At 35.6% G+C, this 24697-nt stretch carries 13 protein-coding genes; 7 read left to right on the top strand and 6 right to left on the bottom strand.

The features are described 5' to 3' along the window. Positions 1-323: 323 nt before the first annotated feature. The 5 genes from DMA14_RS16190 to DMA14_RS16170 all read right to left on the bottom strand — a co-directional run bounded on the left by DMA14_RS16190 (position 324) and on the right by DMA14_RS16170 (position 12455). Positions 324-1949, bottom strand: a complete 1626-nt coding sequence (locus DMA14_RS16190) for a glycosyl hydrolase family 18 protein (RefSeq protein ID WP_111425630.1) — start codon at positions 1947-1949, stop codon at positions 324-326. Between the two features lie 178 nt (positions 1950-2127). Further along, complete coding sequence (locus tag DMA14_RS16185) at positions 2128-4782, bottom strand: beta-1,3-glucanase family protein (protein ID WP_111425629.1); 2655 nt, start codon at positions 4780-4782, stop codon at positions 2128-2130. A gap of 126 nt (positions 4783-4908) precedes the next feature. Then, on the bottom strand, positions 4909-8190 hold the full coding sequence (locus tag DMA14_RS16180; protein WP_238989987.1) for a family 16 glycosylhydrolase: 3282 nt from the start codon (positions 8188-8190) through the stop codon (positions 4909-4911). Positions 8191-8507: 317 nt separating this feature from the next. Next, complete coding sequence (locus DMA14_RS16175; RefSeq protein ID WP_111425627.1) at positions 8508-11438, bottom strand: triple tyrosine motif-containing protein; 2931 nt, start codon at positions 11436-11438, stop codon at positions 8508-8510. Positions 11439-11810: 372 nt separating this feature from the next. Further along, positions 11811-12455 (bottom strand): HAD family hydrolase, encoded by a 645-nt coding sequence (locus DMA14_RS16170; protein ID WP_111425626.1) that lies wholly within the window; start codon positions 12453-12455, stop codon positions 11811-11813. Between the two features lie 215 nt (positions 12456-12670). Between DMA14_RS16170 and DMA14_RS16165 the strand changes: the two genes are divergently transcribed. Then, positions 12671-13840: a DUF4861 family protein gene (locus DMA14_RS16165; protein WP_111425625.1), complete on the top strand. Its 1170-nt coding sequence runs from the start codon at positions 12671-12673 to the stop codon at positions 13838-13840. A 127-nt stretch (positions 13841-13967) separates the two neighbouring features. Here DMA14_RS16165 and DMA14_RS16160 read toward each other — a convergent pair whose 3' ends face one another. Further along, positions 13968-14975, bottom strand: a complete 1008-nt coding sequence (locus DMA14_RS16160; protein ID WP_111425624.1) for a LacI family DNA-binding transcriptional regulator — start codon at positions 14973-14975, stop codon at positions 13968-13970. A 184-nt stretch (positions 14976-15159) separates the two neighbouring features. Between DMA14_RS16160 and DMA14_RS16155 the strand changes: the two genes are divergently transcribed. From DMA14_RS16155 to DMA14_RS16130, 6 genes are all read left to right on the top strand, one after another. Further along, complete coding sequence (locus tag DMA14_RS16155) at positions 15160-15609, top strand: YhcH/YjgK/YiaL family protein (protein ID WP_111425623.1); 450 nt, start codon at positions 15160-15162, stop codon at positions 15607-15609. Between the two features lie 3 nt (positions 15610-15612). Then, positions 15613-16275: a bifunctional 4-hydroxy-2-oxoglutarate aldolase/2-dehydro-3-deoxy-phosphogluconate aldolase gene (locus tag DMA14_RS16150; RefSeq protein ID WP_111425622.1), complete on the top strand. Its 663-nt coding sequence runs from the start codon at positions 15613-15615 to the stop codon at positions 16273-16275. Positions 16276-16298: 23 nt separating this feature from the next. Beyond that, a complete protein-coding gene (locus tag DMA14_RS16145; protein ID WP_111425621.1) occupies positions 16299-17111 on the top strand; it encodes an SDR family oxidoreductase in 813 nt (270 codons plus the stop codon). Between the two features lie 29 nt (positions 17112-17140). Beyond that, complete coding sequence (gene uxuA, locus DMA14_RS16140) at positions 17141-18325, top strand: mannonate dehydratase (RefSeq protein ID WP_111425620.1); 1185 nt, start codon at positions 17141-17143, stop codon at positions 18323-18325. 242 nt (positions 18326-18567) lie between these two features. Continuing rightward, the gene (locus DMA14_RS16135) at positions 18568-20196 is read left to right on the top strand and encodes a hypothetical protein (RefSeq protein ID WP_111425619.1); all 1629 of its coding nucleotides are present in this window, start codon (positions 18568-18570) and stop codon (positions 20194-20196) included. Between the two features lie 243 nt (positions 20197-20439). Further along, positions 20440-24531, top strand: a complete 4092-nt coding sequence (locus DMA14_RS16130; protein ID WP_111425618.1) for a two-component regulator propeller domain-containing protein — start codon at positions 20440-20442, stop codon at positions 24529-24531. The last annotated feature ends 166 nt before the right edge of the window (positions 24532-24697 follow it).

The raw sequence follows: 24697 nt of genomic DNA, 5'->3' as shown, positions 1-24697 counted from the left end.
TAAGGGATGTTTTTTTAACGCAAAGAGCACAAAGGTTTACGCAAAGTTCGCGAAGTTTTTTCTAAGCTAATTTTTATAATATAAAAAAGTTCGCAAAGCTAAACTTAAAGCTTTGTGAACTTTGATTGCTAAAGTTTTTCTCAAAATACTCTGTGACCTTTGCGTAAACCTTTGTGAACTCTGCGCTACAAAAAAGCTGTCTAAATCAACTTTGCTGAACTTTTCGTTACAAAAGAAAAGGCTGTCCAAATAGACAGCCTTTTTCATCACATTAAAACCTAAAATTTAATGTATCTAAAACCATTATGGCAAATGGGTTATGATTATTTTTTAATAAAACGTCTTACCGTCTTTATTCCGTTTTTCTCTACCGAAATTAGATAAATTCCTGTTTTTAAAGTCGAAACATCAATGCTGTTATTGTTTACAGTTTGAGAAAAAACAGTTGCGCCACCTTCTGTATTGATGACATTTACATTACCGCCAGAAACCTCTGTGCTAAAGAAAAGTTGGCTTTCAGTTGGATTCGGATAAATTTCTAAACTTGCAATGGATTGTTCTGAACTTGCAGGAGCAGATTTTGCCGTTGAACCCGATTTAGTGATTTTAAACCAGTTGATATTAAAACCTGTATTTTGAACATATATTCCGAAATTATACGTTCCTGCATTTACATTTACCGTCTGCGAAATCGTCTGCCAGTTTTGCCATCCACCTGTATTCGGAACATTTATGGCACCAAGCTGAATCGTTCCTGCATTTAAATCAGATGATAATCTTCCGCCTGTAACTGCACTTGCCACTCGATATTCGATTACATAAGTTCCAGATGTTGGAAAATTAATGTTATAATATGCCATCCAGTCACCTGTATCGCAATATCCAACATTTAATCCGCCGCCTGTATCGGTTGTAGGTTCAGTTTGCACTCCACTCATTGCATTATAATTTTCGGCCTGAATTATAGTTCCAGTTGCCGGAGGATTACTTCCTGTAATTACCTGATTGATGGCATTTAACAAAGATTTCGTTCCTGTGGCATCTTGAGACAATTCCCAAATCATGACTCCGCCAGCGTTCTGAATTGCGAAAGTCGTTTTTTGTTTGATGGTCGGAATCCCGTTATAATAAATAGTGTTTCCAACCTGATCTAAATTTTCAGCTCCTGGATATTGTGCTACAATATTCGCATAAGAAATTCCTTGATTGGCAGAAGCTCCAAAACCATAGCCATAAAAAGGAAGTCCGATGATAGCTTTACTTGCTGGCAATCCTCTTCCTGTCCAGTAATTAAACTGATTTACCGCCATGCTGTAAGGAGAATGCTGTCCTGGACTATTTGGCGCCCAAGGCCCTGTTGCATCATAAGCCATAATATTAATCCAGTCGTAAGCCGCAAAAGTAGATGAAGGTACATTGGCACCACCATATCCTTCCGAAAGCGCTGCTGAAATCAATTTACCATTGGCATGCAATTTATTAGCCAAAGCAATCACAAATCCGCCGTAATCGCCATTAATTGCTGGACCTTCTAGATCAACATCTACTCCATCAAAATTATGAGCCACGACATAATCATAGATTTTCTGAATAAAAGCCGTTCTATTGGCTGGCGTAATTAAATTGAAATAATTATCTCGAATTGCTCCGCCTTCTGAAACGGAGCCTCCTCCAAGCGAAACAAAAACTTTTACGTTTTGGGCATGAGCCGCATTAATAATCGCATTACTTCCTGAATTAAAACTTAAATATCCGCTGGCGTCAGGATTTTCAAAAGCAATATTAATGTGCGTTAATTTATTGTATTGAACAGTGCTTGAAAAAGCATTCAAATCAATCCAATTCGGAATGTAAGCTATCACTTTTTTCTGGGCTGTCGCTAAATTAAAAGCGCCCAAGACTAAAATAATCATGCATTTCTGCAGCATTCTTTTGTAATTGTTTTTCATAATAATTGTTTTAATAGATTAATAAACTCGTAAACATGGGACGGTTATTTGAGTTGCATATTTTTTTTATTTTAGATTTCAGACTTTAGATTTTAGATTTGATTTGCAATCTAATTTCGTATAACTAACACTACTCCATTATTATTTAAGATCTAAAGCCTGAAATCACTTTTTAAAACTATTTTTTTATGAAACGTTTGATGGTTTGTTTGCCATCTTTTTCAAAAACGATAAAATAGATTCCTTTTCTAAGATGCGAAACATCAAAACTATTGTTGCTTATTTTTTGAGATGTTACAGTAGATCCTGTTTGAGAATCTAGAATTTTTACGCTTCCTCCAGAAAGATCTGTTGTTATATAAAGTGTGCTTTCAACTGGACTTGGGTAAACATTTAAAACTGTTTCGGCTGGTTCTTCAATTGTTTCAACTGAAGCCATTCGTGCTGTTGCTCCCGCTACTTTTGTAATTTTAATCCAGTTGATATTCATTCCTGTATTCTGAATATAGATTCCGAAATTATATGTTCCTGCATTTACATTCACAGTTTGTGATACGGTTTGCCAATTCTGCCAACCTCCAGTATTCGGAATATCAACATTTCCTAAAACTACTGCTCCAGCATTCAAATCAGAAGATAATCTTCCGCCAGTAACCGCACTTGCCACTCGATATTCAATTAAATATGATCCTGTTGTCGGGAAATTAATATTATTATACGCCAACCAATCGCCTGTTTCTGTATAACCAACATTCGAGCCTCCGCCTGTATCTGTAGTCGCTTCAACTTGAATGCCGCTCATTGCTGAATAATCTTCTGCTTGAATTAAAACTGAAGTTTGAGAACTTGTTGCTGGAACCAGTTTCCATTGTCCACAAGTCTGATTGTTATTATCCCATTGCTGCACAATCGCTCCAGAAGCTGTACTTGCTCCAGCCACCTCAACAATTCTTCCGCTGTGACGGGCAACAATTTTATAATAGCCATCGCCTGTAGCAACCAAAATAAACTGCTGATTTGTAGTTGCATTGTACGGATACTGTTCTACTCTTGCGCCATTTGCTTTATTGAAGTTATTAATGTCCATTGACATTCCGCTATGATTCGCAATGATCTTGTACATTCCGTCTCCTAAATGTGTGAAAGTAAATTTCTGATTGTTTCCAGAATTTAAAGAGCCTTGATTGATTCCTGCTCCGTTTGACATACTGGAATTCCAAACATCCATATATAAACCGCTATTTCTGTTTTGAAGAAAGAAAGTCTGATTTCCTAAAGTTGTCGTTCCGTTTGCAATAACTCTGATTGAACTCACTTTATCATTCCAAGTAGTATTTAGACAAGAATTATCAGAATTAATTACTGTTGAAGCTCCGCCAAAATTATCGTCTTGATATAAAATCGCCTGATAACCTTGAGTTATTTTAAGTGAAGAAATGTCATCATTTAAAACTCCTAAAGAATTTAAACGAGCCAGATTGTAATCTCCAATAGTTAATCCGCCAGAGAAACCTGTGTAGTTACAATCTTTGTAAACTGTAATAACGTCTGTCGTAGCTGGAACTGAAGGCGTAGTAAGTCCATAATAACCGCCAAATGTTGCTACAACTTTTGTTGGTTGTGGCGAATGAAGTGATGGCGACTGATCGGCAACATCATCATAAGCAAATCCGTAAGCCAAATTATCAATATTGATTCCTGGTAAATGCCAGAATTTAGAATAATGATTTGTTGGATTCGTTTGATAGTATTTCGATGCATCGTACCAGTTTTGCTGACCCGGATTTGCTATTGTAGTGTTTACCACATGACGGTTAATAGCCGCCGTTAATTGGGATTGAATTACAAGATCCAAATCTCCATCAACCAATCTTCTGTCCAAAACGCCTTTTCCTTCAAGAGCTTCCTGAGTTGTTGGTCGGTTCTGAACGCGTCCAGTTCTTCCAACAAAAGCACCAGATTGTCCCACCATTTCTAGTTGTTCACCAATAACTCTTCCTTTAAAAACACCAGCATCTCCGGCATAGAAAATTAAATCTTCATTTTTGTATTTGTTCCAAATCGCATCGATGTACGATTTTAAATAATTTGCGTATGGCCCTGATCCTTCGGCGTAAGCTGCAGTTTTTGACGGAGCAGTAATTTCTCCTGTCGCATCATTTACACAACCTTGAAATTCTGCTGGAACATTGGCTTTAAAAGCCGCAACAATATCAGCATGCTTTTTTAAATCTCCCACTTTCTTTTGATATCCGTTAGCACCAAACAATTCCAGTCCCATTGGATATTTGTATGAATCTACTCTTGTCGGATTTCCAAAGAAACCATATTGATTATTGGTCAATTCGATCATTTCATACAAAATCCCTTGGTTTGGATCTGTTGCGTTCTGCGGATTTGGCGATGCATATCCTGAAGGTGCTCCACTTGCTCCAAAAAAGTAAAAGTACAATTGTGAACCTTTCGAAATAAACACTCGGCACCCTGCAATTAAAGGCAAAGTGAAGGTTTTGTTTGGAATCTCACTCAGTTTTGTAAAACATGCTGCGTATTTCGAGTTTTGTCCCGGCCCTGTGTTTCCGCCATAAGTTGGTCCTGTAACCGTATTATAAGAAGCATTCATAGGCAAAACCTGACTTGTTTTGGCATTGACCCAAACATGGTTTCCTGTGGTATAATCGATTCCCACAATAGCAACATATAGATCGCTGTCTGCAAATGTCGAATTATTACTAATCGTAAACGGTACAGGCCCTTGAGCATGCATTAGGCTTGAAAACACTAAAAAAAGCGTCATCAAAAAAGAAAATCTTTGAAGTCTAATTTTATTCATATCTAAATAATTTTGGGGTTACATAATAATTAGATTCTAAAACCAAAGTCATTTTCAAATGACTAAATAAATCCGCCAGGTGCAACTGGTATGCCCTCCTTGAATTGCACCCAACGGATTTAAAAATTATTTCTTAATCAGCTTCTTACTCCAGCTTTTCTGGTCTGATTTGAAGTTTACAATATAAATTCCTCTGCGAAGTCTGCTAACATCAATTACACTTTCATTTTCTTGAAGTTTATTCTGTAAAACTAGATTTCCAGTATTGTCATAAATCGTGATGACTTTATTGTCTAAGTTTTCAGGAGATGAAACTTGAACATAATTAGTCGTAGGATTTGGATACACAGCAAAAACAGTTTCTTCTGTCTGAGGCTCTTCCTCAACATTTAAGGCCATTCTAGCCGTTGACGAAGATCCGTAAGCTTCAATTTCATACAATGAATATCCATAAGGCGACAAAGCTTTTGCTGTACATAAAATGCGAAGATATCTTCCTGTTCCGCTTACCGCTAAATCATCCGTTCCGCCATCGCTTGCCGTTTGCGTATTGATGGTTTCATTTTCTGTAAAAACATTGTCAGTTGAAAGCTGTACTTTATATTGTGTTGCATAAGCAGCTTCCCATTTTAGTACTACACGATTTAGATTGTAGTTACTTCCTAGATCCACATAAATCCATTCGGTCGCATTAGCAAAAGAACTTGCCCATCTTGTACCTGCATCTCCGTCTGTTGCTTGGTTTGCAGTAAAAGTCGCATTTTCTAATGTCGAAGCCGTTGCCGTTTTAGCCAAAGCTAAATTTACATTTGGAGTTTCTGTAGACACTAAATTTAAAGCTCTCAAATTATCAAAATAATACGCATTTCCAGAATTGGTTCCCGGCTCAAACAAGAAAACAAAACGGTTTACATCATTATCTGGTGTCGAAGCATCTGGCGTACTTACATAAGTAAAAGTTATGGTATGCCAAGCATTTGATTGTTTTACAACTCCTTGATAAATACTGTGTCTTCCAACAGGATAATTGGACGGAACCGACGCGCTGCTTTCTGCCTGCCAAGAAATAATTGATCCAACTGGCGCAGAAGTATAAACATCCATCGCAAACTTTTTTGTTCCCGCTTTAAAATCTCCAATGTTGTTTAAAGTCGTATTGAAGGAGAAATTATCATATAATTCTGTTGACTTACGAATATATTTTCCAACATTTGAAGAAGTATTTATTCCGCTTACGTTTGGATTTGCTGTGTTTGCCGTATAAGTTCCAATAGCATCTCTAAACGTAATGTTGTGAATCGTTTGATAATCTTCATACACAACACCCGGCGTAAAAGTATCTGGAAGTTTAGTCGATCCAATTCTAATATTATCAAAATAATACGTATCGCTTGTATAAGAACCCGAATTAAACAGTAAAACCATTTGATTTACTGCCAGATTCGAAGTTCCAGCATCCGGACTGGAATTATAGTAGAAAGTTAATGTTTCCCATTGATTTTGTTTGGTTGTAATGGCTACGTAACTACTATTTCTTCCTGTCGGATAATTTGCTGGAAGCGAAGTCGCGCTATTCTCAAAATTCATGCTTACAACCGTACCAATTGGTGCCGTTGTATAGACATCGATCATAATTTTATTGGTCTGATTTTTAAATAAACCAGCATCTTCGATTGAAGTTTGTGTATTAAAGAAAAGCACATCGTATTGTTCTGATGCATTTCGAACATACTTCGCCACATTTGCAGATGAGTTAACAGAATTAGAGCCCGGATTTGCCACAACAGAATACGTTCCTGTCGTAGTTCCTTTTATAATTTTATTTGCTCCATCATAGTTTTGCAGAACATCTGTTGCAATAATCGGTTTCTCTGGCGCTGCTTTTGTCAGTAGATTATCAAAATAATAAGTTGCTCCGGAATTTGAATTCGATTCAAAAAGAATCACCACATTATTGATTGCCAAAGCGCTCGTATTTGGGTCGATTACTTTTTCAAACTCAAATTCAATCGTTTCCCATTTGTTCTGAACTGTTGTAGTAGCTTTAAAACCACTATGTCTTCCCGACGGATAATTGGTTGCAGTTGTAACATTGCTATTTTCTAATTGCATCGAAATCTTTGTTCCAACCGGTGCTGAAGTATAAATATCAAAAGAAAGTCTTTTTCTTCCGTAAACATAATCGTTCGCATTGGTGATGGTTAAATTTCTAATATTCAAAACATCATATAATTCGCTTGAATTTCGAACGTATTTACCAACCAAAGCCGATGTGTTAATTCCCGTAGCCGAAGGATTCGCAACAGCTTCTGTTAGAACTCCCGTTTTTATAGGATATACTACATTTCTATTACTCTGAAAATCATCATGTACTTTTTCAACTGGCAATGCTGGTTCGGTCGTAACAGCCAGTTTGTAAGTATTAACATTACAGCCTGAAACTGTTGCAGCTACAGAAACATCTCCTCCAGAAGTTCCCCAATTTACAGTAATCGAATTTGTTCCCTGCCCTGATGCAATTGTTGCTCCTGCTGGAACTGTCCAGTTATAGGTCGCCCCCGCAATTGCATTTACAGAATAGGTTTTACTAGTTTCATTTTGGTAAACTTTGTTATCGCCACTTACCGCATATTTAAAACTCCCATCGTAAACACGAACATAATCGACTTGTAATTTTGCTGGGAAATCACCCGGAACTGGTGGTACACCTGCTCCATTTACACTGGTGTAAGGCGTTCCTGCACTACCAACAGCAAGGTTTAAAATGATATAGAACTGACTATCGTTAAAAGGCCATCCGCCATTAACTGTTGTATTTGGAGTTGCGGTGTGAAATAAAACATCATCAACAAACCATTTGATAAAGTTTGGTCCCCATTCTACCGCATAAACATGAAAATCTGAAGATAAATCTGTTGGAGAACTATAGCTTCTACCCGTAAAATGATATCCGTTTCCGTCATAATGAATCGTTCCGTCTACAGATTGCGGATTTCTGTGTTTGGCTTCCATAATATCAATTTCACCGGTAAACGGCCAGTTTCCGTTTACAGGAAGCATCCAAAAAGCTGGCCACGCGCCTTGTCCGTTAGATAACTTCATACGAGCCTCAACCCTTCCATATTTTAAAGAATACTTTCCCTCTGTAGTTAATTTTGAAGAAGTATACGGCTGATCTGGAAACGAGGCATTGGGCTGGTATTTAGCCTCAATATTCAAATAGCTGTTTGCGCCTTCTTTTACAATTGTTGCCTGATTCGGATCGTAGCGCTGCGCCTCGGCATTTCCAAATCCGCAGAGCGACGGACACCCGTTTCCTGAGATGCTTTGCCATTTGGTCAAATCTACCGTTGTACCATTAAACTCATCCGACCAAACCAATGTATTACATTGAGCTTGCGTTTTCATAAATGGCAGCAGTAAGAATAAAACTGCGACACAAAATTGTTTTAATAAATAGGAATTGCTTTTCGGTGGTCGGCCGAAAAAAAAGTCTTTTTGCTTCATTTTTAATAGGTTTTAGTTAGTAATTGTTATTGCTTCAACAAATACTGCTTTATTAAAAAACAGATTTATTTTCCGACAACAACAGGGCAATATTAACTAAAAAATCAGGCAAGACTTACATTTTTGAGTACGGTTTGACTACGGTACTATCGAAGAAATGTAACAAATCATCGATGAAATGCATAAAATCACTTAAAATTTCACTTAAATGAGAAAAATTAAAAATTGAGAATAAATTCGGTGATGTTTGTATCTGATGGAAGCTGTAATTTTTTGCGAATGCGATAACGGGTATCTTCAACACCGCGAACAGAAATTCCTAAAAGCGGAGCAATTTCTTTTGTATTAAAATTCATTCTCAAATAAGCACACAATCGCATATCGCGCGGAGTCAATTCTGGATAACTAGATTTTAATCGTTGCATAAAATTATCGTGCAATTGATTGAAAATCTCTTCAAACTCATTCCAATGTTTGTCTCCTTGCAATTCGTGGTCAATCAATTTATTGATTTTCGTTAGAAGACTGAAATTTACATTCGGATCATTTTTCTTATCAATCTGTCCGATCAAATCTTTTATAGAAAGTAAAATTTCATTTAAATGAATTAAATTGACTGTATTTGAAGCCACTTTAGCATTTTTGAGATTTATCGTCGTTTGAAGATTCTCTTTTACAATTACCATATTTTGCTGTTCCCATGTCAGTTTCTGTTCGTTAAGCTCTGCACGGCTTCGAAGCAATTCTTTTTCCTGATTCTCTATCAATTGAAGGCGTTGACGCTCAGCAACCGATTTCTGATATCTCACAATTAAATAAATTACAATACTATAAAGCGCAAAATAAAACAAGTAAGCCCAAAAAGTTCTATACCAAGGCGGTAAAACTTCAAACCTAAAAACCGCTTCTTCGCTAACTACATCATAAATGTTTTTTGCTCTTACGTGAAAAACATATTCATTTTCAGGCAAATTGGTATATTCTTTTTCGGTCTGAAGACTATAATCCGACCATGTCGGCTCAAAGCCTTCCAACCAATATTCGTATTTTGTTGCTTCAGCATCTTCAAAACAAAGCGATGCAAAAGAAAAATGAAGCGCGTTATTAGAATAAGGCAATACTGTAGAAAGTTTGTCGCTTATTGATGCTGTTTTCTTCGGAAGAATATCATAACGACTAGAATACAAAAGACTATCTTTCGGAAAAATGCATTTTACTTCAGAAATGACAGCTTTATATTTCGTTTCATACTTCTTGTTTTTAATGGCACTATAATGAATAAGTCCTTCTTGCGTACCGAAAAATACATCACTGCTTTTTGTCGTCTGGATATTCTCAAAACCTGGAACATACAAATATCCGAGCTTTCGAAAAGGTAGTTCTTCAATCTTAAAACTTCCATTTTTCTGCTTATTCATTTTTCCCGTATTTTCACCAGAAATATACCAGATATTGTCTTGATGATCTGGTTTTAATAATCGGATATGATTTTCTAACCCCAGATATTTTTTAAAAACTGGATCCGGAATCATTTTTTTTGAAGATACATCTTGTCTATAAACGCCTTTTGTTGTGCCAAACAAAATCTGATTATCAATTTTAAATGTATTCAAAAACAAACTCGACGGAAAACCATTCTTATCATTATAAAACTGAATATCAACAACGGAATCAAATGTCGCATTAAATTTAATCTTATAAATCCCTTTGTAACCATGCGCAATCCAAATATTTCCCCATTTATCGGTTTCCATGATTCTGCTGCTTTCTTCAAACCCTTTTATCCGATGCTGAAAAACCCAAGAACCATTTATTTTTTTTAGAAGATACAATCCGGTATAACCGCCAACAAGAAGCAAATCAGGATGATTAGGCACTAGAATTCCTTGCCAAGCGCCATCAATTTTTGCCAACGCTTTCGCGGAATTCCCTTTGATTTCGAATATTCCGTTTTTTTCAAATGCTAATAACGAATTGCCAAAAACTCCCACATTCCAAACGTTTTCAGACATTCCAGAAATATGCTGAAAAGTTACGTTCTCTCTCTTCCCGCTTTTATAAGCTTCCCAATCAAGCCAAAATACGCCATTATCTGTACCGATATACAATTGATTCTGGTAAATCTGACTGCAATAAATTTTGGTTTCAGAATTAGTACCGTCAATAATTTTTGATAAAGGAGACGAAATCTGAACTAGCGAAATTCCGCCTTTGAGTGTCACCCATAAATTTCCTTCCTTATCGATTCTAAAATTAGTTACATATTCGTTCTGAAGCCCCATTTGTTTATCAATATGCTGAATCAAATGTCCTTCACTATCTATAACTATCAACCCAGATTGACGCGTTCCAATTCCGAAATATCCGTCAGAAAGTTCAATTCCTGCTGAAATCTGATTTTGCTTCAGCAAATAATCAACTTCAGTCACAAATGGTTTAATCTGATTTTCGCTGAAGCTAAAAAGACCATTTTTTTGAGTCAGCAGTAAAAAGCCTTTTTCCGTTCGAAACATCTTCCTAACCTGCATTCCAACAAATTGCTGACCGTTTTCTACAGGAATTAGTTTCTCTCCATTTAATTTTAATAAGCCTCTTTCATTATCCGAAACATAGATCTCTTTCCCTACTTCAAAGAAATCATCAAAAGATCTTTTAGCATCTATTACTCTGACTGTATGGTTTTTATAAATAAAAATCCTTTCATAAGAGAAAAAAATAACTTCATTATTTCGAATGACTGTATGAAGTACATCTCCAAAATTCCGAGCTTCTTTTGGAACTAATTTCACCAAAGAAGTATATTGATATTGTCCATTGGAAAGCTGAATTACAAATCCAAAATCGCCTTGAGCGCCAACGTACATTTTATCCTTTTGATCAATTGCCATGGAACGAACCATACTTCGGTTTTCTGGTTGTGTCACAATCGCCCAACGTACGCCATCAAATTGCATGATTCCGAAATGATTGGCAAAAAACATCATTCCTTTAGAATCTTGCAGAACATCCCAATTCTCTGATGCTGCTTTATAAACTTTCGGACTATAATTGGTTATAAATGGCACTCCAATCTTTTTGATTTGGGAATTGATAATTGGAGAAATAAATAAAAGTGATAGAAATAAAATCTTGATTTTAAGTTTCGTCATTTTGTTACGGTCTGTAGGTTAATGCAGCGACTTTGGGAAATCACTTCCTAAAAAGGATTCTTTGGGAAAAATCATTTTTTAGGGCAAAAAACATTTCTTTTTAAATGTAGCAATAACAATTATTCAATGTTATCAAACCAAAAAAGAGAATATCGAAACTCAAATATATAAAAATTTATTTTAATGCAACAAATTACATTTTAATGGGAAAATTTGATAATTAGAAAATGTGACAATTAGAAAATTAAACTTTGACAAAGTTCTTAGGAACGAGAAATCTTGTCTTCGACTTATTACAACAAACCCGACAGGTTTTTAAAACCTGTCGGGTTTAACTTGAAACTTGAAACAAAACAAACCTGAAACAAAAACTCAAAATCCTAGTTTCTCGCTTAACTCCTCATAACTATAAAAAAGCTCTGCTCCTTCTTCTTCTAAATCGTCATTATTGAAACCATTTGCAAAACCGTAAACCTTAAATCCGCCACTTACGCCAGCCTTAACGCCAGCTTTACTATCTTCGATAACAATGCAATCTTTCACCTCAAATCCCATTACTGCAGCCGCATGAAGAAATATTCCGGGTTCTGGTTTCCAGCTGCCAATTTGATAGGAACTGAATATTTTATTTTCAAATCTATCCAATAGTCCTGCTACTTCAAGATTCAGACGAATTTTTTCTTCTGGTCCGCTCGATGCAACGCAATACGGAATCTTCACTTTTTCAATATTTTCGATAAAATCAATAACACCTTCCATTGGTTTTACTTGAGTTTTAAAAGCTTCAAAACTCTTTTCACGATATTCTGTTTCAAAATTTCCAGGAAGCTTTTGATCAATTGCTTCTTCAATATATCTGAAACAATCTTTTAGATTTCGTCCATTGAAATGACGGTACGCATCTTCCAGTTCCATTTCAAATCCATGTTCTTGCGCCATTGCAAGCAATATTCCGTTACCAATTTTCTCTGTATCGACCAAAACACCATCACAATCGAAAATAATACATTTAACCATTTCTGTTGATTTTCATTTAATTATAAATTCCTCCTGAAGTAAAATCAGGAATTGTAAATTACGAAAAATAATCAATTTCCCCTTTAAAAGCTTTTTTGCTCATTTTCAACATTCTGTACAGAATTACTCCTATTCTGTATTTTCAATTCCGTTTTGATTTGTACTTTTATAAACCTATCAAACCTAATTTTTGAAATATTAAAAAACGAAGAATTTTGAAAAAACATCTTTTTATCATAACCATTCTGACAGCCAATTTTGCTGCTTTTTCTCAGAATAAAATCATTACGATTACCAACAATTTAAAAGTTGACCGAGAATTTGAAACCATCGAATTGACTAAAAAATCACTTGGTTTAGCAGATAACGCAAAACTCGAAAATTATGCTGTAAAAGAAATTGGAAGCAATGCCTACTTAGAAACTCAAACCGTAGATAATGATGGCGACGGAAATGCTGATGTCCTGCTTTTTCAGTCAAAAATAAAAGCATCTTCTAAACAGGATTTTGAAGTATTGGTGGGAACAAATCCTAATGCTTCAAAAGTAATTAGCTGCTACTCTAGATTTGTTCCAGAACGTACAGACGATTACGCTTGGGAAAACAATAAAGTCGCATTTAGAAGTTACGGACCTGTAGCCCAAAAAATGGTTGAAGATAAAATTCCGGGCGGAACTCTAACCAGCGGAATCGATGCCTGGCTAAAAAGAGTCGATTATCCAATCATTAACAAATGGTACGAAAAAGCGACTAACGGAACTGGAACGTATCATAAAGATACTGGAGAAGGTTTGGATAACTTTCATGTAGGTGACAGCCGCGGTGTGGGCGGAATTGCAGTAAATGTAGATGGAAAATATTATTTCTCTAAAAACTTCATCAGCTGGAAAACCATTACAACGGGGCCAATTAGAACCAGTTTTATTCTAACTTATGCCGATTGGGATGCAAAAGGAAATAAAATAACGGAATCGAAATTAATCAGTTTGGATTATGGAAGCCAGCTTTCGCGCTTTGAAATTAATATTACTGGAACCAAACAAATTGCCGCAGGATTAACGCTTCATGATAAAAAAGGAACAATTGGAACAAACCTTAAAGAAGGCTGGTTAAGCTATTGGGAACCAATCGACGATTCTGAAATTGGAATAGGTTTAGTGGCTCCAAAAAACACGTTATTAAGCTTTGATAATCATGTAACTGATGAAAAAGACTTAAGTAATCTGTACGGAAATATTGCAGTTAAAAACAACAAAGTTATTTATTATGTTGGCTTCGGATGGAAAAAAGGAAGTCCGTTTCAAACTAAACAAGAATGGGAAAAGTATTTGAGTTCTTTTGCTGAGAAGATTAATAATCCTTTGATTGTGAAGGTTAAGAAATAACACAATCTTGTCATCCTGACGAAGGAAGGATCACACACGAAATCGACAAAGTTTCTTGATATTCTGTGTAGAGTTACTTGTGGAGATTTCTCCTTCGTCGATATGACAAATTAGACCTAATAAAAAATCACTTTCTCGCAGGAAAATAATTCTCCTTCAAAATAATCTCCAGTGGAATATAATGCGTCTTTTCAGTTTCTTCTTGAAGAACCAGTTTTTTGTACAGATAATTGATTCCCAAATACCCTTGCTCTTCTGGCCTTTGATTGATTAAAAAATCAATTACACCTTTATTAAGATATTCGATGTTTTCCTTTAGCAAATCAAAACCGATTATTCGGACACCTTTTATATTGTTTTTATTTAAAAATTCGGCAACAATATAAGCTCTGGAATTGGGTACAAAAACACTATTTACTCCCGAAAACATTTCCAAACTTAATTGATCAATTCCAGAATCTTTTAAAGTTACTTCTGAGAATTTAAAATGAGTCAATTCGTTATGATCTTCAAAATAGGAATAAAATCCTTTGATGCGTTGCTGATATACAGAAGTACTTTCAATCTCACGGGTAATTTTAAAAATCAAAATCTGCCTTTCGTTTTTCACTGCAAAACTGATTAACCTTCCTGCCAAATATCCGCTCTGAAAAGCATCTTGCCCCACATAAGCATGCTCATTTTCTTCAGAGATATTCGAATCGATCATCACAACTGGAATATTTTTCTTTTCATATTCCTTTAAAAACTGAACCGAATCATCATAAAAAATTGGAGCAAACAGTAAACCGTCACAATCAAACTCCATTATTTTCTGCACCGTTTCTTTAAAAGATATCAAATTATAATCGTAAAAAAAGTAATCCAATACGATTCCGAATTTGCTAAACTCAAGAGCCGCTTTTTCAATACCTTCTGCCTGACTTTTCCAATATTCTAAAGTTTCCGATTTTGGAAGAAATACTGCAAAATGAAATTTCTTATTCAGTGCTAGATTGCTAGCTAGAATATTGCGCGTATAACCAAACTCTTCAATAATCGCATTGACCTTATCAACAGTTTCCTGAGCCACTTGTCCGCGTTTGTGTATAATTCTGTCTACTGTTCCAGCAGAGACATTGGCTAATTCGGCAATCTTTTTAATTGTTATGATATTGATTCTTTTTAAGTTAAAAATATAAAAGCAGTTGGGTAAAATTAATTTATTTTATTAAAAATAAGTTGTTTTACATCACATTTTGCATACATTTGTAAAATACCGTGTACGCACACGCAAATATACACATAACATAAAAAAACCAAAATAAAAACCGTACAAAATGATAATAGACTCATTACATAATGCAGCAAAATACTACGGTCTGCATCCCAATTTCAAAAAAGCATTTGAATATGTAGACCAAAATGATATTGCCAATCTTGAAGAAGGAGCTTATGAAATTGGCGAAGGATTAAAGCTAATTGTAATTGTTGGCGAAGGAAGCACAAGAGAAGAAAGCATTAAAGGTTTTGAATGCCATGATAAAAACATCGATATTCAGATTTCTATAATTGGTCCGGAAACCTTTGCATGGAAACCTAGAGAAAAATGCATCAGCCCAAATGGAGATTATAGCGAAGAAAGAGATGTTCGTTTCTTTCATGATAAACCTGATATGTTTTTTGAAATAAAAGAAAAGCAATTTACAATCCTGTTTCCAGAAGATGTTCATTCTGCTATGATTGGAAGCGGGCCATTGAAAAAAATTGTAATCAAAGTAAAAATATAAGTAATGAATACCATTCAGAACTCTATCGATGTTATTCTAAAACAAGGAATGCTTCCACTCTATTTCAATGCTGACGAAAGCAAAAGCATTGCAGTTTTGAAATCATTGTACAATGTTGGAATTAGAGCTGTAGAATATACAAGCCGTGGCCCTGAAGCACTTTCAAACTTCAAAAAAATGATTGAAATAAGAAATGCTGAAATGCCTGACATGCTTTTAGGAATTGGAACTATCAAAAATTTAGCACAGGCAGAAACCTATTATTTAGAAGGAGCTGACTTTTTTATCAGTCCAGGATTTGTTCCTGAAGTGGCTTCATTTTTAATTGCTAAAGAAGTTTTATACGCTCCTGGCTGTATGACGCCAACTGAAATTATTGCGGCTGAAAATGCAGGCGTAAAATTCATCAAACTTTTCCCTGGAAATATTTTAGGACCCGACTTTATGAGCGGAATCAGAGATATTTTTCCTGATTTAATTTTTATGCCTACAGGTGGCGTTGACACTACGAGACAAAGCATTGAAACATGGTTTAATGCTGAGGTTTCTGCTGTTGGAATGGGAAGCAAATTAATCAGCAAAGAAGTAATGGAATACGGTGCTTATGAGACAATTGAAAAAGAAACTAAAAGGGTTTTGGATTTGATAGAAACTATCCGAAAGTAAAAAATATAAATTAAGAACTAAAAATGGATTCAATATTTAATTTAAAAGGAAAAATTGCATTAATAACAGGTGGCGCTGGTGTTTTAGGAAGCAGATTTGCAAATGTTTTGGCGCAGCAAGGTGTTGTGGCCGGAATCGTTTCGCAATCATTGGAAAAAGCTGAAAACACAGTAAAAGCAATCGAAGCAAATGGCGGACAAGGATTTGCTGTTCAGGCCAATGTTTTAAACAAAGAAGAATTAGAAAAAGCCAAAGATTTTATTGTTGAAAAATACGGACGTCTTGATATTCTAATCAATGCTGCGGGCGGAAATATGCCGGGCGCAACAATTCAGCCAGATCAGGCAATCTATGATATGAAAAGCGACGATTTACAAAAAGTAGTCGATTTGAACATTATTGGGACCATGCTTCCAACTCAAGTTTTTGCGGAACTTTTTGCTAAACAGAAATCAGGAAATATTATCAACATTTCATCTGCTTCGGCGCAAAGACCTTTAACGAGAGTTGTAGGGTATTCGGCTTCAAAAGCGGCAATCGACAATTTTACGCAATGGATGGCGGTTGAATTAGCCCAAAAATATGGCGAAGGACTTCGTGTAAATGCAATTTCTCCTGGATTTTTTATTGGTGAACAAAACCGTGCTTTATTGCTTACTCCAGAAGGAAAACTAACTCCGAGAGGTGAAAAAATAATCGATCATACGCCAATGGGAAGATTCGGAACTCCAGAAGATATTGACGGTGCACTTTTATTTTTATGCAGCGATATGTCAAAATTCGTAACGGGAACTATCTTAAAAGTCGACGGCGGATTTGCTGCAACGAGCATTTAAAAACTAACTCACAAAACACATAATACAAAATGGAACAAACATTAAGATGGTTCGGACCAAATGACCCTGTTTCTTTACAAGATATCAAACAAACTGGAGCAACCGGAATTGTAACAGCTTTACATCATATTCCAAACGGAGAAGTTTGGAGTATTGACGAAATCATTAAACGAAAAGTTGAAATCGAACACGAAAACGGAGATCCTAAAAAAGGTGCTTCTGGATTGACTTGGTCGGTTGTAGAAAGTATTCCGGTTCATGAAAACATTAAAAAGCAGACTGGGAATTATCTTCAATACATTGAAAATTATAAAGAAAGCATTCGCAATCTGGCGTTGTGCGGAATCAAATGCGTTTGCTACAACTTTATGCCGGTTTTAGATTGGTCTAGAACCGATTTATCATACACGGTTGAAGATGGTTCAAAGGCTTTACGCTTTGACATCAATGCTTTTGCTGCTTTTGAATTGTTTATTTTAAAAAGACCGGGCGCAGAATACGAATATTCTGAAGAACAAAAACAAAAGGCAAAAAGTTATTTTGAAGCAATGAATGCAGAAGATAAAATTAAATTGCAACAGAACATTCTAGCTGGACTTCCGGGTGCAGAAGAAGCGTATACAGTTGAAGATTTTCTTGTGACTTTAAGCGCTTACAATCATATTGACAGACAGACTTTAAAGAATAATCTGTTTCATTTTCTAAAAGAAATTATTCCTGTTGCTGAAAGCAAAGGTGTTTTGATGGCGATTCATCCAGACGATCCTCCTTACCCAATTTTAGGTTTGCCAAGAGTGGTAAGTACAGAAGAAGATTTGATGGAACTAATGAACGCTGCTCCTTCTCCATCAAACGGATTTACAATGTGTACTGGTTCTTATGGCGTTCGTGCTGACAATGATTTGCCTGGAATTGTAAGACGTCATGGCGATAAAATGAATTTCATTCATTTAAGAAGCACACAACGCGACGAAGAAGGAAGTTTCTACGAAGCAAATCACTTGGAAGGTGATGTCGACATGTACGAAGTTGTAAAAGCAATATTGGAAGTTGAGAAAAGAAACAATAGTCAATTGCCAATGCGTCCAGATCACGGACATCAAATGTTGGACGATTTAAAGAAAAAAACAAATCCGGGTTATTCTGCAATTGGCCGTTTAAGAGGCTTGGCAGAATTGCGAGGGCTTGAATTAGGGATCAAGCGATCTTTATAATTTGTTTGCCACTAAGGCGCTAAGACGCGAAGTTTTTAAGTTCTGTTTGTCATCCTGACGAAGGAAGGATCACACTAGAAGCTCGACAAAGATTTTCGATTCTCTTTGAGGAATTTCTTGTATGATCCTTCCTTCGTCAGGATGACAAAAAAACCAGTAAATCTGCAAGCAAAAAAACTTCTTGCCTTAGCGCCTTCGTGGCAAAACAAAAAAACTAACTAACCACAAACAACCACAAAACCATGATTCGCCAAGCCATTCTTATATCCTGTGGCTTTTTTATAAACACTTTGCTGGCACAGGAAATACCCAAAATTATTACTTCAAAAACGAATTATCTTCCAGATTTTAGTTACGCAGGATATCACTTCGGCGAAAGCCAGATTCCTGAAGCTAATGGAAAAGTTATTAATGCAGTTGATTTTGGTGTAAAAGCCAATGACAATTTAGACGATTCAAAAGCTCTTTTAAAAGCCTTTAAAGCTGCCAATGCTGTTGAAGGGAATGTCATTCTGCAATTGCCAGCAGGACGCATTATTTTAAGCGATATTCTGTATATAGAAAGAAGCAATTTTGTACTTCGCGGTGCAGGTTCTAACGAAAATGGAACTGAAATCTACTGCCCAAGACCGATGATGTATCTTAAAGATTCTGATGTTTTGGCTGAACTTCGCGAATACTTAACCACTTTTGACAAAAGACAGCGCGAGCCAGAAAATAATATAGATCTTCCTTTTTCTCAATACGCATGGTCTGGAGGTTTTATCTGGACGCAAGTTCCGGGCGAACGTGTAAAGTCGTATTTAGATAAATACGAACCAGAGTCTAATCCGCTAGCGAAAGTTAGTTCAGGAAAAATGGGCGAACACGTTATTACGGTTTCTGATGTAAAAGGATTGAAAGTTGGAGATGTAGTCGAATTGCAATTGTTTAATAAAGATCGCGAAAACGGCGAAATCATCAAAGATTTATATCAAGGCACCAAAGTAAAACCCGGTTCGCATCATTGGAAATTTCCTAAACTTCCGATTGTGAGACAGCAGGTTGAAATCACTAAAATTTCGGGTTCTAAAATTACTTTAAAAACACCTTTAACCATTTCGATTAAGTCAAGTTATCAGGCGCAATTGGTTGAGTGGAAACATTTAAACGAAGTTGGAATTGAGCATCTTCGTTTTACCTTTCCTGATATTCCGAGAGTGGCGCACCACGTTGAACCTGGAAATAATGGAATTTTCCTGACTCGTCTTTTTAATAGTTGGGTTAAAGACATTAAAATCACCAATGCCGATAGCGGAATTCTTGCCGAAGAGGTTGCTAATGTAACCATTCAGGATATCACAACCGATGGTCCGCATTTAGCGCACTATACCGTAACTTTAGGTGGCGTGCACAATATTTTGGTCAAGAATTTGAAAATCTATAATTCAGCCGTTCATCCTTTAAGTTTCAACACTTTTGCTACTAAAAATGTGTATCAAGATTGCGAAATTTTTACAGATCCAGTTCTAGATCAGCATTCAGGAGCCAATCATCAAAACTTGTTTGACAATATTACGGTTCATTTAAAAGCCGATAAAAACAACAGTTATGCTTTGTTTGGAGGCGGTGGAGCCGATTACTGGAAACCTTCTCACGGGCCTTTCAGTACATTTTGGAATTTAAATGTTCAGGTTGAAAATCCTGACACATCAAAACCAGTTTTATTGTACGGAATGAAAGACGGTGCTTTGGCCAGAATCATTGGTGTACAGGGAAATGCGAAATTTGAAATTAAATACGACATTGATCCTTATATTGAATTTTTGAATACGCCAATTGAAAAAATTCCGTCTCTTTACGATTATCAATTAAAAAAGAGATTGAAGTAAAGTTCTTTTTTTTAATCTCGCAAAGTCGCTAAGACGCAAAGCTTTATGAGTTCATTTTTAATAATATATAAGTATAGTTTGTCATTTCGACGAAGGAGAAATCTTCGTAAGTAGCTCCGTATAGAACTTCGTCAATCTTTGTAGAGTTACTCGTGGAGATTTCTCCTTCGTCGAAATGACAAAAATGAGAAAAACTTTGAACCTCTGCTCCTTTGCAACTTTGAACCTAAAAAAATAACCGCTATGAAATACAAAATAGCTTTCCTCACAATTGTATTTGTTTTCGGGAATTTGTTTTCCCAAAATAAATATCGTCTTAAAAATTTTTCTACAACCGACGGGCTTTCGCAGAGTTCTGTCATTGCCATTCATCAGGATAAATTTGGACAAATGTGGTTTGGAACCCGTGATGGTCTGAATAAATATGATGGAAGCCGATTTACCATTTTTAGGAACGATGTTGCGGATAAATATTCAATTAGCAACAATGATATTTTAGCCATTGAAGAAGACAATTCTGGAAAAATCTGGGTAGGAACATACAACGGACTCAACTGTTATGATCCTGTATTTAACCGTTTTACAAGATATCTTCACACCAAAGCCAATCATACTATAAGCAATAATGCTGTTTGGAGCATCAGAGAAATTGGCGGTGAAATATGGTTTGGAACTTCAAAAGGATTAACTATTTACAATAAAAAAACAGGATTATTTACATCGGTTTTTCATTCTGATGATGATGCTTCTACTCTTCCTAGCAATAACATTCTGAGCATTTTAAAATCCAAAGAAGGTCAAATCTGGATTGGAACAACTAAAGGTTTGTGCAAGCTCACAAATCGAATGAATGGAAAACTATTCTTTAAAAATTATCCGTTAAACACAACTGATTTATTAAACGTTCAATCGGTTATTGAAGACCAAGACGGCAGTTTATGGGTTGGAACAAAAAACAGAGGTCTTCTAAAATTTGATCAAAAACAGAAAGCCTTTATTTCTTTTTTACCAGCTGAAAAATACCGCGAAATCAATACTGATATTCGCTCTTTAGTCATTGACAATCAAGGCTCTTTATGGGTTGGTGCTTATGACGGAATTTATATTTTAGGAAAAGACAAAAGTCTTCAGAAAATCAATAACAGCAATAATGCTAACGGAATCGACAAAGTAAAGTCCATTTTTATGGATAAAAAAGGTTCTATCTGGATTGGCTGTTATTACAAAGGCGTTAATCTTTGGGATATTTCAAATGTCAATTTCTCCAATTACAATCAGAATTCGAAAAAGATTCCGATGAGTTTTGATGTCGTGAGTTCGATCATTGCCGATAAAAACCAAAACATTTATTTTGGAACTGAAGGAGGTGGCATTACGATTTATAATAGAAATAATGAATCGGTAAATTATATCAACAGCAAAACTGGACAGACCAATAAAAATGACATCAAAGCAATGTGCTTGTCTGATGATCATATTTTATGGATTGGCACTTTTTCTAAAGGGCTATCTGCTTACAATACCATTTCTAAAAGAATTGAAGATAATAGAATTTCTTCAGACTTAAATGAATTGCTAAAAGATAGCGGTGTTTATGCCCTGAAAACTGAAGGTTCGATTTTATGGATTGGAACTTTCGGGAAAGGCTTAATTCGTTACAACACAATCACTAAAACCTTTGATGCTATTGGAAATGACAATACCAAACCCGTTTTCCTTACCAACAATATTCTTCGTACGATTTTAGTCGATAAACAAAACTTTCTCTGGGTTGGAACTCAAAATGGTTTGAATCGCATTCCGCTCAAAAATTTTAATCCGCAGAAATATGCTATTCAGCATTTCTTTTATGACCATTCGACTGTATCTGGCGATGATATTCTGACTTTGTTTCAGGATTCTCAAAACAAAATTTGGGTTGGTACAAAAGCAAAAGGATTGCATTATTTTGATGGAAAAAAATTCAACCGAATCAATCTTAGAATCGGGAACACGGTTATCACTTCCATTCATTCGATTTTAGAAGATGATGATAAAAACCTTTGGATTAGTACCAATCAGGGAATTATCAAATACAGCACAATTAAAAAATCGATCCTCATTTACGATCAGAAAGACGGATTGGCTAGCAATGAATTCAATGATAATTCGGCTTTAAAATTAAGTTCGAATCAGTTTTATTTTGGAAGTCCGTCGGGAGCGACATTTTTTGATGCGACAAAAATCTCCTTAAATAAATATGCTCCACAAGTTCTAATTACCAATTTGAAAATTAAAAACGAAACGGTTCATGCGCATGACAAAGAAGGAATTTTGGAACAAAGCATCGGTTTTACCAAAACGATTACTTTGGATTATGACAAGGCCAATTTCTCTATCAGTTATGCGATTCCGAATTATATTCGATCTAAAAACAACCAATACAGTTATCGCTTAACTGGCTTAGAAAACAACTGGACAACAACTAAAAACAGTGAAGCCAATTTTGCGATTCAGAATCCAGGAACTTATACTTTTGAAGTTCGTGGCGCCAACAATGACGGTGTTTGGAATCAGAATCCGACAACGCTTACGGTTATAGTAAATCCTGCTCCGTGGCGCAGTATTTGGGCATTTATGCTTTACGGAATCATAATTGGATTAGGTTTATACGGTTTGATTTGGATTATGAAATCGAAAGCTCGACTGAAGCAAAAACTCGAACTGGAATATTTAGAAACACAGCGAATTGAAGAAAACAACAAATTAAAACTGGATTTCTTTACCAATATTTCGCATGAATTCAGAACGCCTTTAACTTTGATTTTAGGTCCATTACAGCAAATTTTAGCCGATTACAACGGAACTAACGAAATGTACAAGAAGCTTCTGGTAATTGAAGGAAGTGCCAATCATTTGTTGAGTCTGATTAACCGATTAATGGATTTCAGAAAACTGGAAAATCATCAAGTTGCACTAGAATCGGCAAACGGAAACATTGTAAAATTCACCAAAGAAATCTTTCTTTCATTTATTGAATATGCCAAAGACGGCGGTTACGACTATTCGTTTGAAACTGAAAACGAAGAAATCTTAGTTTATTTTGACCGATACAAACTCGAACGTGTATTTTACAATTTGATTTCGAATGCTTTTAGATATACTCCAAAAGGCGGCTCTATTAAGATTAAAATCAATCACGATCAGCAGAATCTGTTTATTGCGGTTGAAGATTCGGGCGTTGGAATTGCAGAAGAACATATTGACAAAATTTTCGATTTGTTTTTTGAAGTTCCAACTCATAATCAAGTTCAGAAAAACTATAATAAAGGGACTGGAATTGGGCTTTCGATCGTAAAAAACATTGTTGAACTTCATAAAGGAAAAATCGACGTTACAAACAAAACCACTGGCGGAGTTGTTTTTACAGTGACTTTACCGCTTGGACGCGAGCATCTTTTGGACAGCGAAATTATTCCTGATTTTAAAATAAGTGATGATATTGAGCAATATAAAGCGCAATTAGAACCTTCGGAAGTTGTCGAAAATGAAGACATCGAAGATTTAATTGTAAATGAAGAAAAACAAACGATATTGATTGTTGAAGATCATAAGGTTTTGAGAAAATTCATGAAAAATCTTCTCAAAAAAGATTACAACATTATTGAAGCCGATAACGGAAAAGTTGCTTTAGAAAAAGCTTTAAAATTTGTTCCAAACCTAATTATCAGTGATGTTATTATGCCAGAAATGGTGGGAACTGAATTGTGTTCAAAAATTAAAGAAAACATCAAAACCAGCCATATTCCAGTCATTTTATTGACTTCCCGATCTTCGTTGGTTTACAAATTTGAAGGATTGGAAAGCGGTGCCGATGATTACATTAGCAAACCATTCAATTTAATGGAATTCAGGCTTCGCGTTAAAAACCTTCTGAACACTACAGAACGCTTAAAAATCAAGTTTTCAAGCGAAGACAGTTTTATTCCGTCAGAAATCACGGTTTCTTCTTTGGATGAAGAATTATTGAAAAAAGCATTCAAAATTGTAGAGGAAAACATTTCAAACGAACAATTTGATATTCCGTTTTTCTGTTCCGAATTGGGTGTCAGCAGAACCATGCTGTTTCTAAAAATTAAAGCGTGGACAAACTGCACGCCAAACGAATTCATTCATGAAATCAGATTAAAACGTGCCGCTCAATTATTAGAACAAAACAAATTGACCGTTTCTGAAATCAGTTACAAAGTCGGTTTCAATAATCCGAAATACTTTAGCAAATGCTTCCAGAAAAAGTACGGCGAGACTCCGTCTCAATATGCCGATAAATTTTACAAATCTTCGGTCGTAATTTAAAGAATCCACTGTTTTAAAGGGTTAAAAAAGGGTATCTGTATTTTTAGATACCCTTTTTTGTATTTCTATATCGTTTTCGGCGCATACATTTGCGATATGAAAATCAAAAAAACGAGCTACTTACTGCTGCAGATTTTATTGGTCATTCTCATCATCGGAATGAGTT

Source organism: Flavobacterium sharifuzzamanii (assembly GCF_003254585.1).
Classification (GTDB): Bacteria; Bacteroidota; Bacteroidia; order Flavobacteriales; family Flavobacteriaceae; genus Flavobacterium; species Flavobacterium sharifuzzamanii.
Note: the sequence above shows the minus strand (reverse complement) of the source record. Positions and strands in the feature narration are given on the sequence as shown.

Coding starts and splice junctions, on each gene's coding strand:
- DMA14_RS16190 (WP_111425630.1), bottom strand. CDS start 1,949: ATGAAAAACAATTACAAAAGAATGCTGCAGAAATGCATGATTATTTTA.
- DMA14_RS16185 (WP_111425629.1), bottom strand. CDS start 4,782: ATGAATAAAATTAGACTTCAAAGATTTTCTTTTTTGATGACGCTTTTT.
- DMA14_RS16180 (WP_238989987.1), bottom strand. CDS start 8,190: ATGAAAACGCAAGCTCAATGTAATACATTGGTTTGGTCGGATGAGTTT.
- DMA14_RS16175 (WP_111425627.1), bottom strand. CDS start 11,438: ATGACGAAACTTAAAATCAAGATTTTATTTCTATCACTTTTATTTATT.
- DMA14_RS16170 (WP_111425626.1), bottom strand. CDS start 12,455: ATGGTTAAATGTATTATTTTCGATTGTGATGGTGTTTTGGTCGATACA.
- DMA14_RS16155 (WP_111425623.1), top strand. CDS start 15,160: ATGATAATAGACTCATTACATAATGCAGCAAAATACTACGGTCTGCAT.
- DMA14_RS16150 (WP_111425622.1), top strand. CDS start 15,613: ATGAATACCATTCAGAACTCTATCGATGTTATTCTAAAACAAGGAATG.
- DMA14_RS16145 (WP_111425621.1), top strand. CDS start 16,299: ATGGATTCAATATTTAATTTAAAAGGAAAAATTGCATTAATAACAGGT.
- uxuA (WP_111425620.1), top strand. CDS start 17,141: ATGGAACAAACATTAAGATGGTTCGGACCAAATGACCCTGTTTCTTTA.
- DMA14_RS16135 (WP_111425619.1), top strand. CDS start 18,568: ATGATTCGCCAAGCCATTCTTATATCCTGTGGCTTTTTTATAAACACT.
- DMA14_RS16130 (WP_111425618.1), top strand. CDS start 20,440: ATGAAATACAAAATAGCTTTCCTCACAATTGTATTTGTTTTCGGGAAT.